The sequence below is a fragment of the Gaiella sp. genome (assembly GCF_057140465.1).
Window position 1 is genome coordinate 1 of record NZ_DBNHWK010000072.1, and the last position, 14,639, is coordinate 14,639.

Sequence of the window (14,639 nt, forward strand, 5' to 3'; positions counted from 1 at the left end):
GAGTGCGCGGGCGAGCGCCTCCTCGTAGACGGTCGACCGCTCGCTCTGCCGCACGGGGCCTTCCTCCCAGGCGATCCCGAGCCAGCGGAGGTCGGCGAGGATCGCCTCCTCCCCGCCCTCGACGACGCGGCGGGGGTCGGTGTCGTCGATGCGGAGCACGAGCACGCCGCCCCGCGCGTCGGCGAACGCCCGGTTGGCGACGGCCGTGAGGGCGTTGCCGAGGTGGAGCGAGCCCGTCGGGCTCGGTGCGAAGCGGACGCGCACGGGCATGGGCCTGACTGTACGCCAGCCTCCGCCGACGCGCGGCGACGCGCCCGTGGACGTGCCACATCGGCATGCCTCCGCGTCCCCGCACCCCGCCCTCGTCCGACGTGGGGCGCGCGGCGTAGGCTGTAGGGATGGCAGCGGAAGGCAGCGGCTCGGAGGCCCGTCGGGGCGCCGTCGTCTTCGGCGCACGCAATCTCGGCCGTGCCGTGATCGAGCTGCTGCGCACCGACGGATGGGGCGTCGTCGGGGTCGCCCGCTCGCACGCGACGCTCGAGGGCGTCGTCGCCGCCGGAGCGCGCGCGATGGAGGGAGACGTCACCGACGGCGCGAGCGTCCGTCGCGCCCTCGACGAGGCCGCGACGGCGTTCGGACGGGTCGACCTCGTCGTCAACGCCGCCTCGGCCTACGGCGGAGACCGCACGGGGCCCTTCGGCGGCGGCCGCATCGCCGAGGCGGCGCCGGAGGCGTTCGACTCCTGGGCCGCCGCCCCGGCGCGATCGGCGTTCGCGTTCCTCTCGGCGAGCGCCGCCTTCCTGCTGGAGCAGGGCGGGCCCGCGACGGTGATCCAGGTGACCGGCGGCTCCGCACGGCGGGCGATGCCCGGGCGCGGGCTCTGGGCCGCCGGGTCGTTCGGCGTCCGCGCCCTGACGAACGCGGCGGCGCTCGAGCTGCGGGAGCACGGCATCCACGTCGCGCTGCTGATCGTGGACGCAGGCATCGAGCCGCTCGCCGGGGCGCAACCCGGGGCCCCGACGGACGCGCTCGCCGATCCCCGCGCGCTCGCGGAGGCGGTGCGGTTCCTCGCCGACCAGGGCGCCCGGAGCGCGACGCACGAGCTCCTGGTGACCCCGCTCGCAGAGCGCTGGGTGCCCTGAGACCCGGCGCGGCGAGCGCGGCGCGCAGTCGCACGACGGCGGAGGGCGCGCGTCGGGACGGGTCGCCGGGGCTAGGCTGGCCGTCGTGGAGGAGCTGCTGCTCGCGTGGTACGGGGCGTCCGGACGCGACCTGCCGTGGCGGAGGACACGCGACCCGTACGCGATCCTCGTCAGCGAGGTGATGCTGCAGCAGACGCAGGTCGAGCGCGTCGTGCCTCGCTATCTCGCGTGGCTCGCTCGGTGGCCGACGCCGGCGGCGCTCGCAGCGGCGAGCGCCGCGGACGTGATCCGCGAATGGCAGGGCCTCGGCTACAACCGGCGTGCGCTCTCGCTCCATCGCGCGGCGATCGTGGTCGCGGAGGAGGGCTGGCCGGACGACCTGACCCGGCTCCCGGGCGTCGGCCCGTACACCGCCGCCGCGATCCGGAACTTCGCGTTCGGCGAGGACGTGCTCCCGGTCGACGTCAACGTCGAGCGGGTGCAGCGGCGTACCGGCCACGTCTTCACGGGAGCCGCGGCCCAGGCGCTGATGGACCTCGGCGCGACCGTCTGCGTCGCCCGGGTGCCGCGGTGCGGCTGCTGCCCGCTCGAGGACGTCTGCCCGTCCCGCGGCACCCGTGACGAGCCGCGGCGGAAGCAGTCGCCCTTCGAGGGGTCGTTCCGCCAGCGGCGGGCGTCGGTGCTCCGGCACGTCGCGGCCAGGCCGCGCCCGCTCGGCGACTGCGACGGCGAGGCGGTTCGCTCGCTGGAGCGCGACGGCCTCGTCGTCGTCGAGGCCGGGGTCGTGCGGCTCCCCGCCTAGGCGGTCACGACGGCTCCCCGCCTAGGCGGTCACGACGGCTCCGCGCCGGGCGCCCCGACCGCGCCGGGGGGACACTCCGAGGGCAGGGGGCGTCCGTCTCCGCTCCTGCGAGGATGCACGACAGCGCCCGGGGCCGCCGTCGAATTCACGCGCGCGTAAGGAACGCCGTGGCACGATCAGGAGATGGCCACCGTTCTCGTCGTCGACGACGAGCCGATCGTCCGCGAGGTCGTCGTGCGCTACCTCGAGCGCGAGGGGCACACGACCCTCGAGGCGGACGACGGCGAGCGCGCCCGGGCGCTCCTCGAGCAGGGCTCGCCGGACCTCGTGGTGCTGGACGTGATGCTGCCGGGGACGGACGGGCTCGAGCTCTGCCGCTGGATCCGCACCCGGTCGGAGCTGCCGGTGATCATGCTCACCGCGCGGGGCGAGGAGGCCGACCGGATCGTCGGGCTCGAGCTCGGGGCCGACGACTACGTGACGAAGCCGTTCTCGCCGCGCGAGCTCGCGGCCCGGGTGCGCACGGTCCTCCGGCGGTCGGCGCCGACCGCCGAGCGGCGCGCACGGATCGCCTTCGGCGACGTCGAGCTCGACTCGACGACGCGCGAGGTCCGCAAGAACGGCGCGGAGCTCCGTCTCACCGCGAAGGAGTTCGACCTCCTGTGGTTCCTCGCGTCCCACCCGCGCCGGGTGTTCGGGCGCGACCAGCTGATGAGCCGTGTCTGGGGGTACGAGGCCGCGCTCGACACCGGCACCGTCACCGTGCACGTGCGACGGCTCCGCGAGAAGATCGAAGACGACCCGTCCCGTCCGACGCACCTGCAGACCGTGTGGGGCGTCGGCTACCGGCTCGTGCCGTGATCCTCCAGGCCTTCGTCGTCGGTGCGGCGACGCTCGGCGTCGGCGTCGGCGCAGCGCTCGGTCTCCGGCTGCTGCCCACGGTCCGCCTGCAGCTCGCGGGGCTCGCGGTGCTCGCCGTCTGCCTCCCGCTGTCCGCGGTCCTCCTCTCCGGCTGGGTGATGTTCCACATGGGGGACGACGTCAAGATCCTCGCCGTCTCCGCCGCCTCGGCAGCCGTCGCAGTCGTGGCCGGGCTGGTCGTCGGCGGGTCGATCTCCGGCCGGATCGACCGGGTGCGGGACGCATCGTCCGCCCTGGCGGAGGGCGACCTCTCCGTCCGCGCACCCGAGACGGGGCCTGCGGAGGTCGCCGACCTCGCGCGGTCGTTCAACGAGATGGCCGAAAGCCTCGAACGGCTCTTCGACGCCCGGCGAGAGCTCGTCGCCTGGGCGAGCCACGACCTGCGGACACCGCTCGCCAACGTGCAGGCGATGCTCGAGGCGCTCGAGGACGGGCTCGTCGATCCGCACGAGTCGCTCCCCGTCCTGCGCGAGCAGGTGCGCATCCTCGCGCTCCTCGTCGACGACCTCTTCGAGCTCGCCCGCATCGACGCGGGCGCCCTCACCCTGGAGCTCCGCGATGCCTCGGTGACAGGGCTCGTGCAGGCGTGCCTCCGCGGCGTCGAGGCCGACGCCAGGCGCCGTGGCATCGCGCTCGCCGCCGACGTCGACGCCGACGTGCACGCGCGATGCGCGCCCGACAAGGTGGAGCGCGTCCTCCTCAATCTGCTCACGAACGCCCTTCGGCACACCCCGTCCGACGGCACCGTCGCCGTCCAGGTCGAGCCGAGGACGGGCGAGGTGCAGGTGACCGTCGAGGACACGGGCGAGGGGCTCGGCCCCGAGGCCGAGCAGCGGATGTTCGACCGCTTCTGGCGCGGCGATCCCGCACGGTCGGCCCGTGGCACCGGGCTCGGGCTCGCGATCGCGCGGGGGCTCGTCGAGGCGCACGGGGGGCGCATCTGGGCCGAGAACCGCCCCGGGGGCGGCGCGCGCGTCTCCTTCACGCTCCCCGCAGCCTGAGCCGCGGGCCCAGCCGTCGGCAGCGACCGAGACCCGTGTCAGGCACGGCGGCCGGCGCACGGCGACGTCGGCCTCGCGGCCGGCATTCGCACCCGCTCACGGGGCCTGTCCAAACCTCTCTTGCCCACACCCCGGGTTCACGCCCCCGGCTCCGCATCGTTGCTCGAGGCGGTTGGCCCACACCCGTGCTCCACACCGTCGGTTGCCACCGACGGTTCACATCGTTGGCCCACCCACCAAGGTTGGTCCACACCCCCCCGAGGGGGACTCGCAGCCCCCTGAGCTCACGGTATCGCCGCACACGCGACACGACTGTGCCGTCCTCGTGCCGAGATCGTGGCGCGTGCCGCTGCACCACGACCGGCGATCCGTCGGCGACCCGCGGCGCTCCGGCGTCTCCGCCGGCGCGCCGGTCAACGCACGTCGTTCCCGAACTCCCGCGCCAGCTCGACGAGCGCACGGACGTCGTCGTCGGTCGTCCGGTAGTTGACGATGCACGGGCGGAGCCCGATCCGACCGTCCACGCGCGCGGGCGCGATCCAGATGCGACCGTCGTCCTGCAGGTGCCGGACGAGACGTGCGTTGTGCGCGTCGAGGTCGTCCACGCCGGGCGGGACGTGCCGGAACGGGACGATCGAGAGCTGCGGGGGGCCGCAGAGCGCCTCGAGGTCCGCGTGGCGCTTCACCTCCTCGTAGAGCAGCTTCGCCTGCCGGAGGTTCCGCTCGATGGCGGCGCGGAAGGCATCGGCGCCGTGGACGCGGAAGGCGAGCCAGAGCTTCAGGGCCCGGAACGGCCGGGAGTACTCGAGCGTCACGTCCACCATGTGCGCCGTCGGCCGCTCGTGCGGGATGTAGTCCTCCTCGTGCGCGAGGGCCGTCTCGAGATCGACCCGCCGGCGCACGAGCAGCACGCCGCACGCCTTCGGCAGGTATAGCCACTTGTGGGCGTCGAGCGTCACCGAGTCGGCACGGTCGAGCCCGGCGAAGCGCGCTCCCGCCGAGCTGGTCGCGGCCGCCGGGAGCCCGTACGCACCGTCGACGTGCAGCCAGACGCGTCGGCGCTCGCACACGTCGGCGATCGCGTCGATCGGGTCGACCGCGCCCGTCAACGTCGTCCCCGCCGTCGCCACCACGGCCACCGGGACGGCGTCCGCGGCGAGGTCGTCGTCGATCATGGACGCGAGCGCCGCCGCGTCCATGCGGCGGTCCTCGTCGAGCGGCACCGACCGGACGCCCTCCTGGCCGATCCCGAGCACCTCGGCCGCACGGAGGACGGAGTAGTGCGACTCGGCCGAGCAGTAGAGCGTCAGGCCCTCCCCGTGCAGCCCGCGCCGCCGCGTCCCCGGCAGCGCGTGCTCCCGTGCTGCGGCCAGGGCCGTCATGTTCGACACCGTGCCTCCGCTCGTGAACGCCCCCTCCTCGGCCGGGAAGCCGACGAAGTCCGCGATCCAGCGGACGGCCTGGCTCTCGAGCTCGGATGCGGCGCCCGCCCACGTCGCGAGGTTGACGTCGAAGCAGGAGGCGAGCAGGTCGCCGAGGACCCCGATCTCGAGCCCCGAGGAGCCGACGAACGCGAAGAAGCGCGGCCGCGTCTGCGCGAGGCTGGAGTCGAGTACGCGCGCGGCGTCCGCCAGTACCGACACGGCCGGCGACGGCGCACCGGGGAGGCCTTCGCGGAGCAGCGCACCCAGCTGCGCGTCGACCTGCGGCTCGTCCGGCCGGAACGCGTCGAAGCTCCGCCACGCCTCGGACACGATCGCGGTCGCGTACTCGAGGGCCTCCGCACGCGACGCATCCAGGCTGAGCAGGGCCCGGTCCTCGAGGGGCGTCGTCACGCGACGCAGCATAGGCGCCCCGGAAGGCCGGTCGGGTACGCGCGCTACCGCCCGTCGTGGCCGAGCGCCCGCGTCACGCCGTCGTGTCGTCGGCGATCTGCAGGGTCTTGAGGTCGGAGTAGAAGTCGAGCGCGTAGTCGCCGCCCTCACGGCCGATGCCGGAGATCCCGATCCCGCCGAAGGGCGCCGTGAGGTCGCGGACGAGGTACGCGTTCACCCAGACCGTCCCGGCGCGGACCGCGCGGCCGACCCGTTGCGCCCGCTCCGCCGAACCCGTGAAGACGACCGCGGAGAGCCCGTACGCGGTCGAGTCGGCGAGCGCGACCGCCTCCTCCTCGTCCGTGAACGTCTGGAACGTCAGCACGGGCCCGAACACCTCACGCTGCACGATCTCCGCGTCGTTCGAGCACGGGACGACGAGTGTCGGCTCGTAGAGGAGCGGGCCCGCGTCCGACCGTCGACCGCCGCGCACGATCTCGTCCCCCGCGGCCCGCGCCCGCTCCACGAAGCCCTCGACGCGGGCCAGGTGGTCGGGGTGGATCAGCGGCGTCACGGTCGTCGCGTCGTCGCGCGGGTCGCCCAGCACGTGCGCGTCCACGAGACGGTGGAACAGCTGGAGGAAGCGCTCCGCGACCGGCTCCTCGACGAGGAGGCGCGTCCCTGCGAGGCACACCTGGCCGGCGTCGTCGTACTGGCCGGCGGCGGTGCGCGCCGCGGCCTCGAGGTCGCAGTCGGCGAAGACGAGCAGCGGGCCCTTCCCGCCGAGCTCGCCGGTGAACGGGACGATCGTGCGCGCCGCCGCGATCCCGATGTGGCGGGCCGTCTCCGGGGAGCCGGTGAACGAGATCCGACGGACGTCGGGGTGCGCGGCGAGCGCCGCGCCGACCTCCTCGCCGATCCCCTGGACGACGTTGAAGACGCCCGGCGGGAAGCCTGCCTCGTCGACGAGGTCGGCGAGCAGCGAGCAGGAGAGCGGTGACCACTCCGCCGGCTTGAGGACGACGGTGCAGCCCGCGGCGAGCGCGGGCGCCGTCTTCCAGGTCGAGAGCATGAACGGCGCGTTCCACGGGGTGATCACGACCGCCGGCCCGCTCGGCATGCGGATCACGCGGTTCGCAGTCCTGCCCGACGACCACGCGCGCTCCTCGTGGGCGGCGGCGAGGTCCGCGTACGACCGGAAGTTCCGGGCGCCGCGCGCGATCACCCGTGCGCGCAGCGAGCGCAGGAGCATCGCCATGTCCACGCACTCGACGGCGGCGAGCCGGTCGACGTTGGCGTCGATCAGGTCGGCGAGCCGGTGCAGGCGCTCCGCACGACCTCGCGGCCCGAGCGCCGCCCACGCGGGGAAGGCGTCCCTCGCCGCGGACACCGCGAGGTCGGCCTCCGCCGCCCCGCCGCGCGCGACCTCGGCCACCGGCTCCGCGTCGATCGGCGAGATGTCGGTGAACGCCACCGCGCTCGCGACGCGCTCGCCACCGATGAAGTGGTCGACCGAGACGTCGACCCCGGCGACCTCGACACGGTCGGTCACAGCTGCCGCACCGTCTCCAGGTCGTCGACCGTGTACGCGAACGTGAACCGGAACCCCCTGCCCAGGCGCGTCGGCGCGAGCGTCGTGTGCTCCTCGTGGGGAGCACCGTGCAGCTCGAGGGTCGCACTGCCCTCCCACACCGGTGACGCGACCCGGTCGCGGCTCCGCGCCCGCACGAGCTCGTGCACGGCGGGCTCGTCGTGGCGTCCGGCCTCGAGGCGCGGGAAGTGACGCACGTTGACGAGCGGCGGGTCGTTGTGCGTCGGCCCGTGCTCGGACACGCGCTCGAGCGTCACCGTTCCCTCGGCGAGCCGCCGCTCGTACGCCGCGCACGTGCCCCCGAAGGTGGCGCCCGGCTGCAGTCCCGGGTCTGCGAGGCAGTCGGCGCCGAACGTCCGGGTGATCCAGATCGACCCGAGCTTCTTCGGGAACCCCTGCACCCAGCCGCGCGCGAGCGCGAAGTCCCGGTCGACCCAGATGAACGGGCACGTGGTCACGTGCTCGCCGTCCATCGTCGCGTTCACGACGAGGAAGAACTCCTTGTACTGGCTCCGCGACGGGTCGACCAGCTCCCCGCCCCCCTCGGAGCACGACTGCCAGTCGACGAACAGCGCCGCCGCCCTCCCGGGATCCTCGGCGAACGGCTCGAGGCCCGCCGGGAGCACCGCGGCGACCGCGTCCGGGTCGGCCCAGTACTCGATCACGAGGAAGTCGCCGACGTAGTGCCACGGTGGAGCGGGGACGAGCGAGGCGCGCCCCCCCGGCGTGCGTGGCACCGAGTACCCGCGCAGCCCCGTCACCCGGGCCACCCCTCGGGCGGCGGGGGCAGGGGCCGGCCCCGCGTCTCCCAGCTCTCGCGCTCCCACTCGATCGCGACCGGGTCGAAGCGGAAGTAGGAACGGGGCGGCAGCGGCCCCCAGGTGTTGGACGAGTAGCGGTCGTCGGGATACGTCCGCGGCACGTGGTCGTCCTGCAGCTGCTCCATGTCGCAGTAGAGCTCGACGTGGCACCGCTCCTCGGGGATCCGGACGTAGCTCGCGATGTTCCCCGCGATCCCATGGCGCGTCGGCCCCCAACTCAGCCAGCGGCCGTGCCGGGCGACATGGTCGAGGAGGTCGCGCATCTTGCCGATGTCGACGACCTCGAACGCGAGGTGGTGGAAGTGCGCGTACCCGACGTCGACGAGGGCCATCACGTGGTGGTCGGAGTCGACGTGGAACCACACCCCGCCGTCGCCGAGCCAGTCGGAGAGCCGCATCCCGAGCACTTCGGTGTAGAAGCGGAACCCCGCCTGGACGTCACCGGTGAGGCAGTTGACGTGCCCGAGCCGGCGCGGGCCACCGACGTGCACCGTCGACGACGGCCGGGCGTGCTGCGGCCAGCGGTCGACCTCCGTCGCCGCGTCGCGGTGCGGCATCAGCTGCACGGGACGGCCGTCGGGGTCGTCGACGAACAGGCAGCCCTCGCGCTCGGCCCACTCCACGTCGAGCGTCTGCAGGTGGGCGCGGGCGTCCTCGAGCGGACAGTCGCGGTGGAGCGCGAACGCGACATGGTCGTGCCCCGGCTCGCCCCCCTCGATCAGCTCGACGCTGTACGGCTCGTCGTTGCAGGCGAGGAGCGCACGCCCTCCGTCACGCGCACGCTCGACGAGCCCGAACTGCAGGCACCAGCGGGCCGAGGCCTCGTCGAGGTCGGCGACCCGGAGCGCCACGTGGTCGATGCGGCCGAGCCTCACGACACGCGCTCCTCCGCCGCCCGCCGCTCCGCCTCGTCCTCGGGGATCGCGAGCGCGACGTGCAGCGTGTTCGCCGAGACCTCCATCTGCTCGCCCGGCCCCTCGAGGTCGACCTCCCAGTCGACGACGGTGTTCTCGAGCCGTCCGAGGCCGTCGACCTCGACGGCGACGACGTCGCCCGGCTCCATCGGCCGCGAGTTGGCGGGCGTCCCGGTCAGGATCACGTCGCCCGGCTCGAGGGTGATGAGCCGGCACAGGTCGGCGAGCTGGTACGCGACGCCCCAGATCAGGTCGTCCGCGGTCGCCTCCTGCACGACCTGCCCGTTCAGGATCGTCCGCAGCGAGAAGCGCGTGGGGTCGAACTCGGACGCGGGGACGAGCTCGGGGCCGAGCGGGAGGAACCCGTCGGCACCCTTGACGCGCAGCATCGAGCCGCGGTCGGCGTGACGGAAGTCGTGCAGCCCGACGTCGTTCGCGCACGCGTAGCCGGCGACGTGGTCGAGCGCCCGCTCGATCGGGACGCCCCGCATGCGCTCGCCCACGACGACCGCGAGCTCGCCCTCGTAGTTGAGGAACCGGGCCCCGTGCGGGCGGCGGATCTCGCCCCGGTGACCGTTGAGCGTCGACGGCGGCTTCATGAAGTACGAGGGCTCGGCGGGCGTGCGGGCGCCGTACTCCTCGATGCGGCTGCGGTACGTGAGGTGCACGGCGATCACCTTCGTCGGCTCCGCCGGCGCGAGGTACACCGCACCGGCCTCGTCGATCGCGGTCCCGTCCGAGAGCACGATCACGTCGCCCTCCCGCCGTCCCCAACGGGCTTGGCCACCGACGTCGACGCGCACGGAGCGCCCGGTGACGACCTCAGAGGTGAGCGGCATACTCCTCCAGCTCCCACGCGGTCACGACGTCCGGGTCGAGCTCGCCGACCGCCGTCGCGAACCGCTCGACCTCGAAGCGCTTCATCGCGAGGAACGTCGAGACGAGCGGCTCCCCGAGCAGCCCGACGAGCGTCGCATCCGCTTCGAGCGCGTCGAGGGCCGCGCCGAGATCGGCAGGCAGCCGCGAGCCCGCGTGCGCATCGTCGAGACGGTAGGCATCGCCGACCACGGGCTCGGGCGGCAGCAGCCCGCGGTCGATGCCGTCGAGCCCGGCGAGGAGGATCGCCGCCGTGATCAGGTGCGCACACGCGGCGCCGTCGCCGGTGCGCACCTCGACCCGGGCCCGCCGGCCGCGCTCGAGTGGGACCCGGCACATCGCCGTGCGGTTGTCGTGCCCCCAGTTGCCGTGCGTCGGCGCGAGGCTGTCCGGAAGGATCCGCTTGTACGCGTTGACGGTCGGCCCGAGCAGCGCCTGCAGTCCGGCCGCGTGCTCGAGGACGCCGGCGATGAACGCTCCCGCGAGGGGGCTCAACCCCTCCGGCCCGCCCTCGTCGGCAAAGGCGTTGTGCCCGTCGGCGGCCGACAGCGAGAGGTGCAGGTGGAAGCCCGACCCTCCCTGGTCGCCGAACGGCCGCCCCATGAACGTCGCCAGCAGCCCTTCGCGGACGGCGATCTCCTTGACCGCCGCCTTGAGCATGAACGCCCGGTCGGCGGCGTCGAGCGCATCGGAGTGCTTGAGGTTGATCTCGTACTGCGAGCTCATGTACTCGTGGTTCGCGGCGAACGCCTCGAGCCCGAGCTCGTCGCACCAGAGGAGCATCCGCAGCAGGATCTCGCGCGGGTCGGAGACCGCGCCGACGGTGTAGACGCGCGAGAGCTCGTCGACGTAGCGGCGCAGGCCCCCGTGTGCCTCGGCGTCCCGCTCGAGCAGGAAGAACTCGAGCTCCGGGGCGACGACGGGCGAGAGCCCGCGCTCCTCGAAGGCGGCGACCGCCCGCTGGAGCAGGGCGCGCGGACAGCTCGGCCAGTGATCGGACCCGTCGAGCACCCACGCCTCGCCGAGGCACCACGCGACCTCGGGCAGCCACGGCACGGTGCGTACGGTGCGCAGATCGGGCCGCACCGCGAAGTCGATGTAGCCGCTCTCGCCGCCCACGACCGGCGTGTGTCGCAGGTCGGTCCCCATCACCGCCGCGCAGAAGTTGACCCCCTCGTCGCACAGCTCCGCGAAGTGGCGGAGCGGAATGTCCTTGCCGCGCGCCACGCCGTGGAGGTCCGTGTAGAGGAGCCGGACGGCCCGAACACCGTCACCCGCGAGCGCCCGGACGACCTCCTCCGCGTCGTGCTCGGTGGTGCTCATTCCTCGACCGCCTCCTCCGTCATGCGCGCACCCGCACCGGCATGCGCTTGATGCCGTTGAAGAAGTTCGAGCGTAGCCGGGTCGGCGTCCCGGTGAGCTCGATCCGGTCGAGGTACGGGATCATCTCCTCCAGCCAGATCTTCACCTCCAGCTTCGCGAGATGCGCGCCGAGGCAGAAATGGGGGCCGCCGAGCCCGAACGTGAGATGGCGGTTCGGGGTGCGGCCGACGTCCATCCGGAACGGGTCCGGGAACCGGTCCTCGTCGAAGTTCCCCGACGCGTACCAGATCGTCACCTTGTCCCCCGTGGCGATCCGCCGGCCGTGCACCACGACGTCGCGTGTCGCCGTGCGCCGGAAGTGGTGCACGGGGTGGGCGCGACGCAGGATCTCGTCGGCGGCCGTGCCGGCGAGCGACGGGTCGGCCGCGAGCCGTGCAGCCTCCTCCGGATGGGCGAGCAGGTCGAGCAAGCCGAGGGAGATCGTGTGCCGGGTCGTCTCGTTGCCGGCCGTCGTGAGGAGGATGAAGAAGAGGCCGAACTCGTGCTCCGAGAGGCGGGAGCCGTCGACCTCCGCCTCGACGAGCCTCGTCGTGATGTCGTCGCGCGGCTCGCGCCGTCGGGCCTCGCCGAGCGTCCGGCCGTACTCGATGAGGTCGAGGGAGAACGGGCTCGAGAACGGGAGCAGGCGCAGCTCCGGGTCGTCGAGCGCCCGGTCGAGGGTGTTCGCGGCGCCGACGACCTCCGGGTCGGTGTTGCCGAGGATCTTGTCCCCGAGCTCGATCAGCAGGCGCCGGTCCTCGATCGGGAGGCCCATGATCTCCGAGAAGACCCACATCGGGATCTCCGACGCGACGGCGTCGACCCAGTCGAACTCGTCCTGGGCGAACGCCTGCGCGAGGATCCCGGAGGCGAGCGCCCGGATCCGCGCCTCGTAGGCGGTGACGACGCGCGGCGTGAACCCCTTGTTCACGAGCGCCCGGAGGCGGGTGTGCGCCGGCGGGTCGGTGTCGATCATCGACTTGCGCGCCTCCACCTCCGCCGGCGTCAGGTCCTGCAGGGACGTCCCACCGAGCTCCGAGCTGTACGTCTGCCAGTCCTTCGAGACCTGCACGACGTCGTCGTAGCGCGTGAAGACCCAGTAGCCGCGCCCGTGCTCCTCTTGGTGCCAGTGCAGCGGCGCCTCGCGCCGGAGCAGCGTCAGCCACTCGTACGGGACACGCTCCTCCCAGACGTCGAGGTCGTCGAGGTCGACGTCGTCGAGCACGAGGCCGCTCGTGTCGGGCCCCGCGACGGTCGCTGCACGCGCCACAGCCTCGGGCACGTGGTCCTCGCGCTCGTGCACGGCCTCGGCCGCGGCGGCGGGCGGCGCGAGGCGGACGAGCAGCCTGCCCTCCTCCTCCTGCGCCTCGTAGATCGGCAGCGGGTCGAGCGCGGGCGGGCAGAGGACGTCACCGGTGCGGACGTCGAACTCCGACCCGTGGCACGGGCAGACGACGACGGAGCCGTCGAGCTCTCCGTCGGAGAGCGCGCACTCCTCGTGCGTGCACGTGTCCTGGAACGCGACCCAGCCGTCGGGGGCACGGCCGATGCAGACGAGGCGTCCCTCCACGTCGACCTGGCGCAGCGCCCACAGGGGGGCGTCGCCGACGGGCCCGAGGTCGTGCCAGGCGGCGTCGCTCACGCACCCATCATCCCCGACAGCCGGTGGTGCATCCAGACGTTCGGCTCGACGTAGACGGCCGTGCCCGCCTCCCGGTCGATCGCGACGGGCACGAGCGCGCCGGGGACGACGTACTCGCCGCTCTCGGGAAAGGCCATCCCGGCCCACTCCTCCCAGTCGGCGACCGTCCCCGATGCGACGAGCGACCGTTGGCAGACACCGACGATCGCCGCTCCTGCGCGCGCGTGGACGCGAAGCCAGGGGTCGAACGGCAGGCCGTCGGCGCGTACCCACGCCGCATAGCGCTCGCACGGCACGAGCGGGTAGAGCGCCTTCAGCGACGGCCGCACGGGGGCGACCATGTCCGGGAACCCCTGCTCCCGGCCCAGACGGCGCATCTCGGCGAGCGCGACGGAGCTCCAACCCTCGCCCCGACGTGCCGGCGCGACCTGGATCTGCAGCGCGCAGAGGAGCGTCGGCTCCAGCTCGTCGTCGACCGCCCCCCGCACGGCTTCCTGCCAGCCCGCGTCGGGGAGGTCACCCGGGTCGAGCGCGGCAGGTGCACAGTTGACCTTCACTGCGACGGCGCCGGTGGCGGGGTCGAGCCCCCACAACTGGAACGCCGGATACCGGTCGTAGAGCTGCCCCCACCGCTCCGCGGCGACGTCGTCGTGGAGCATGAACGCCGGCCACTCGCGCCAGAGCTCGTCCGCCTCGACGATGTCCGGTCGCCTCTCGTGCGAGACGAACCGGATGCTCATCGCCGCTGCACGAGGGCGACCGCCTGCGCGGCCAGGCCCTCGCCGCGACCGGGGAAGCCGAGCCGGTCCGTGGTCGTCGCCCGGACGTTGACGCGGTCTGCGTCGACGCCGAGCGCCGCGGCGAGCCGTGCCCGCATCTCCTCGCGGAAGGGCGCGATCTTCGGCTCCTGCCCGATCAACACGCAATCGGCGCTCACGAGCTCGAATCCCGCGCTGCGTGCCTCCCGCGCGGCGTCGGCCAGCAGCACGAGCGAGTCGGCGCCGCGGTAGCGCTCGTCGTCGGAGGGGAAGAGCGCGCCGATGTCGGCGAGCCCCGCCGCCCCGAGCAGCGCGTCCGCGAGCGCATGGGCGATCACGTCGCCGTCGGAGTGACCGACGAGCCCGCGGGGATGCTCGATCGTGATGCCGCCGAGGACGAGCGGCACGCCGTCGCCGAACGCGTGGGCGTCGACCCCGGTCCCGATCCGCAGGTCGCTCACGACGCCTCGCCGGCCGTGCGGGTGATGGCCGAGACGTCGGCGATCTCCCAGATCTCGGCGAGCTTCCCGTCACGGGCCCGGGCGAACACCGCCTGGTCGATACGGAACGGACGGCCGGTCGCCTCGATGCCACCGAATCCGCCGACGAGCGTCCCCGTGACCACGGTTCGCACGGCGACGGTGGCATCGCCGACGACGACGTCCTGGACCTCGTGCCGCAGGTCGGGCATCGCCCGCAGCGCTGCCCGCCACACCTCCTTCTCCGCCTCGATCCCGGACGTGGAGAGACCGAGTGGCGCGTGGACTCGCACGTCCGCGTGGAGCAGCTCGTCGAAGGCGTCGAGCCGTCCCGCGTCGCCGGCCGCCAGCCACTCCTCGACGAGCGTCCGGGTGCCCCTCATCGCCGTGCCACCTCGCTCACGCCAGGGAGGCTAGACGCTCAGGGATCCTCGCGCGGGGTCGGGCAACGGCGACCGGGCGCGGCGACGCGCTGGCGCGCTCCGCTCACCATCGTGCGACGCGCCTCCCGACGGC

The 14,639-nt window shown here is 73.7% G+C and carries 15 protein-coding genes; 4 read left to right on the top strand and 11 right to left on the bottom strand.

Features of this window, described 5'->3' with window-relative positions; all coding sequences use genetic code 11:
• Positions 1 to 270 (bottom strand): glutamate--tRNA ligase family protein (locus tag AC162C_RS10760; RefSeq protein ID WP_484097549.1); only part of this gene is annotated, 270 nt, incomplete at its 3' end.
• Between the two features lie 128 nt (positions 271 to 398).
• On the opposite strand from AC162C_RS10760, the gene AC162C_RS10765 reads away from it, so the two are divergent.
• From AC162C_RS10765 to AC162C_RS10780, 4 genes are all read left to right on the top strand, one after another.
• Positions 399 to 1,142 carry an SDR family oxidoreductase gene (locus AC162C_RS10765; RefSeq protein WP_462974643.1) on the top strand — a complete coding sequence of 248 codons (744 nt, stop codon included), beginning with the start codon at positions 399 to 401 and terminating at the stop codon, positions 1,140 to 1,142.
• 85 nt (positions 1,143 to 1,227) lie between these two features.
• The gene (locus tag AC162C_RS10770) at positions 1,228 to 1,944 is read left to right on the top strand and encodes an HhH-GPD family protein (protein WP_484097550.1); all 717 of its coding nucleotides are present in this window, start codon (positions 1,228 to 1,230) and stop codon (positions 1,942 to 1,944) included.
• 183 nt (positions 1,945 to 2,127) lie between these two features.
• The gene (locus AC162C_RS10775) at positions 2,128 to 2,805 is read left to right on the top strand and encodes a response regulator transcription factor (protein WP_484097551.1); all 678 of its coding nucleotides are present in this window, start codon (positions 2,128 to 2,130) and stop codon (positions 2,803 to 2,805) included.
• On the top strand, positions 2,802 to 3,866 hold the full coding sequence (locus AC162C_RS10780; protein ID WP_484097552.1) for a HAMP domain-containing sensor histidine kinase: 1,065 nt from the start codon (positions 2,802 to 2,804) through the stop codon (positions 3,864 to 3,866). Before AC162C_RS10775 ends, AC162C_RS10780 begins: the two co-directional genes overlap by 4 nt.
• A gap of 413 nt (positions 3,867 to 4,279) precedes the next feature.
• Here AC162C_RS10780 and AC162C_RS10785 read toward each other — a convergent pair whose 3' ends face one another.
• From AC162C_RS10785 to AC162C_RS10830, 10 genes are all read right to left on the bottom strand, one after another.
• On the bottom strand, positions 4,280 to 5,701 hold the full coding sequence (locus tag AC162C_RS10785; RefSeq protein ID WP_484097553.1) for a pyridoxal phosphate-dependent decarboxylase family protein: 1,422 nt from the start codon (positions 5,699 to 5,701) through the stop codon (positions 4,280 to 4,282).
• Between the two features lie 73 nt (positions 5,702 to 5,774).
• The gene (locus AC162C_RS10790) at positions 5,775 to 7,232 is read right to left on the bottom strand and encodes an aldehyde dehydrogenase (protein ID WP_484097554.1); all 1,458 of its coding nucleotides are present in this window, start codon (positions 7,230 to 7,232) and stop codon (positions 5,775 to 5,777) included.
• The gene (locus AC162C_RS10795; protein WP_462974702.1) at positions 7,229 to 8,032 is read right to left on the bottom strand and encodes an acetoacetate decarboxylase family protein; all 804 of its coding nucleotides are present in this window, start codon (positions 8,030 to 8,032) and stop codon (positions 7,229 to 7,231) included. The genes AC162C_RS10790 and AC162C_RS10795 overlap by 4 nt, the downstream gene beginning before the upstream one ends.
• Positions 8,029 to 8,967, bottom strand: a complete 939-nt coding sequence (locus tag AC162C_RS10800; RefSeq protein WP_484097555.1) for a VOC family protein — start codon at positions 8,965 to 8,967, stop codon at positions 8,029 to 8,031. The genes AC162C_RS10795 and AC162C_RS10800 overlap by 4 nt, the downstream gene beginning before the upstream one ends.
• Positions 8,964 to 9,845, bottom strand: a complete 882-nt coding sequence (locus AC162C_RS10805) for a fumarylacetoacetate hydrolase family protein (protein WP_462974700.1) — start codon at positions 9,843 to 9,845, stop codon at positions 8,964 to 8,966. The genes AC162C_RS10800 and AC162C_RS10805 overlap by 4 nt, the downstream gene beginning before the upstream one ends.
• Positions 9,829 to 11,205: a glutamine synthetase family protein gene (locus AC162C_RS10810; RefSeq protein WP_484097556.1), complete on the bottom strand. Its 1,377-nt coding sequence runs from the start codon at positions 11,203 to 11,205 to the stop codon at positions 9,829 to 9,831. Before AC162C_RS10810 ends, AC162C_RS10805 begins: the two co-directional genes overlap by 17 nt.
• A gap of 19 nt (positions 11,206 to 11,224) precedes the next feature.
• Positions 11,225 to 12,886 carry a cytochrome P450 gene (locus AC162C_RS10815; protein ID WP_484097557.1) on the bottom strand — a complete coding sequence of 554 codons (1,662 nt, stop codon included), beginning with the start codon at positions 12,884 to 12,886 and terminating at the stop codon, positions 11,225 to 11,227.
• Positions 12,883 to 13,626, bottom strand: a complete 744-nt coding sequence (locus tag AC162C_RS10820; protein ID WP_484097558.1) for a GNAT family N-acetyltransferase — start codon at positions 13,624 to 13,626, stop codon at positions 12,883 to 12,885. The genes AC162C_RS10815 and AC162C_RS10820 overlap by 4 nt, the downstream gene beginning before the upstream one ends.
• A complete protein-coding gene (gene ispF / locus AC162C_RS10825; protein WP_484097559.1) occupies positions 13,623 to 14,105 on the bottom strand; it encodes a 2-C-methyl-D-erythritol 2,4-cyclodiphosphate synthase in 483 nt (160 codons plus the stop codon). The genes AC162C_RS10820 and ispF overlap by 4 nt, the downstream gene beginning before the upstream one ends.
• Positions 14,102 to 14,506, bottom strand: coding sequence for an ester cyclase (locus AC162C_RS10830; RefSeq protein ID WP_484097560.1), 405 nt, complete (start codon positions 14,504 to 14,506; stop codon positions 14,102 to 14,104). Before AC162C_RS10830 ends, ispF begins: the two co-directional genes overlap by 4 nt.
• Positions 14,507 to 14,639 lie beyond the last annotated feature (133 nt).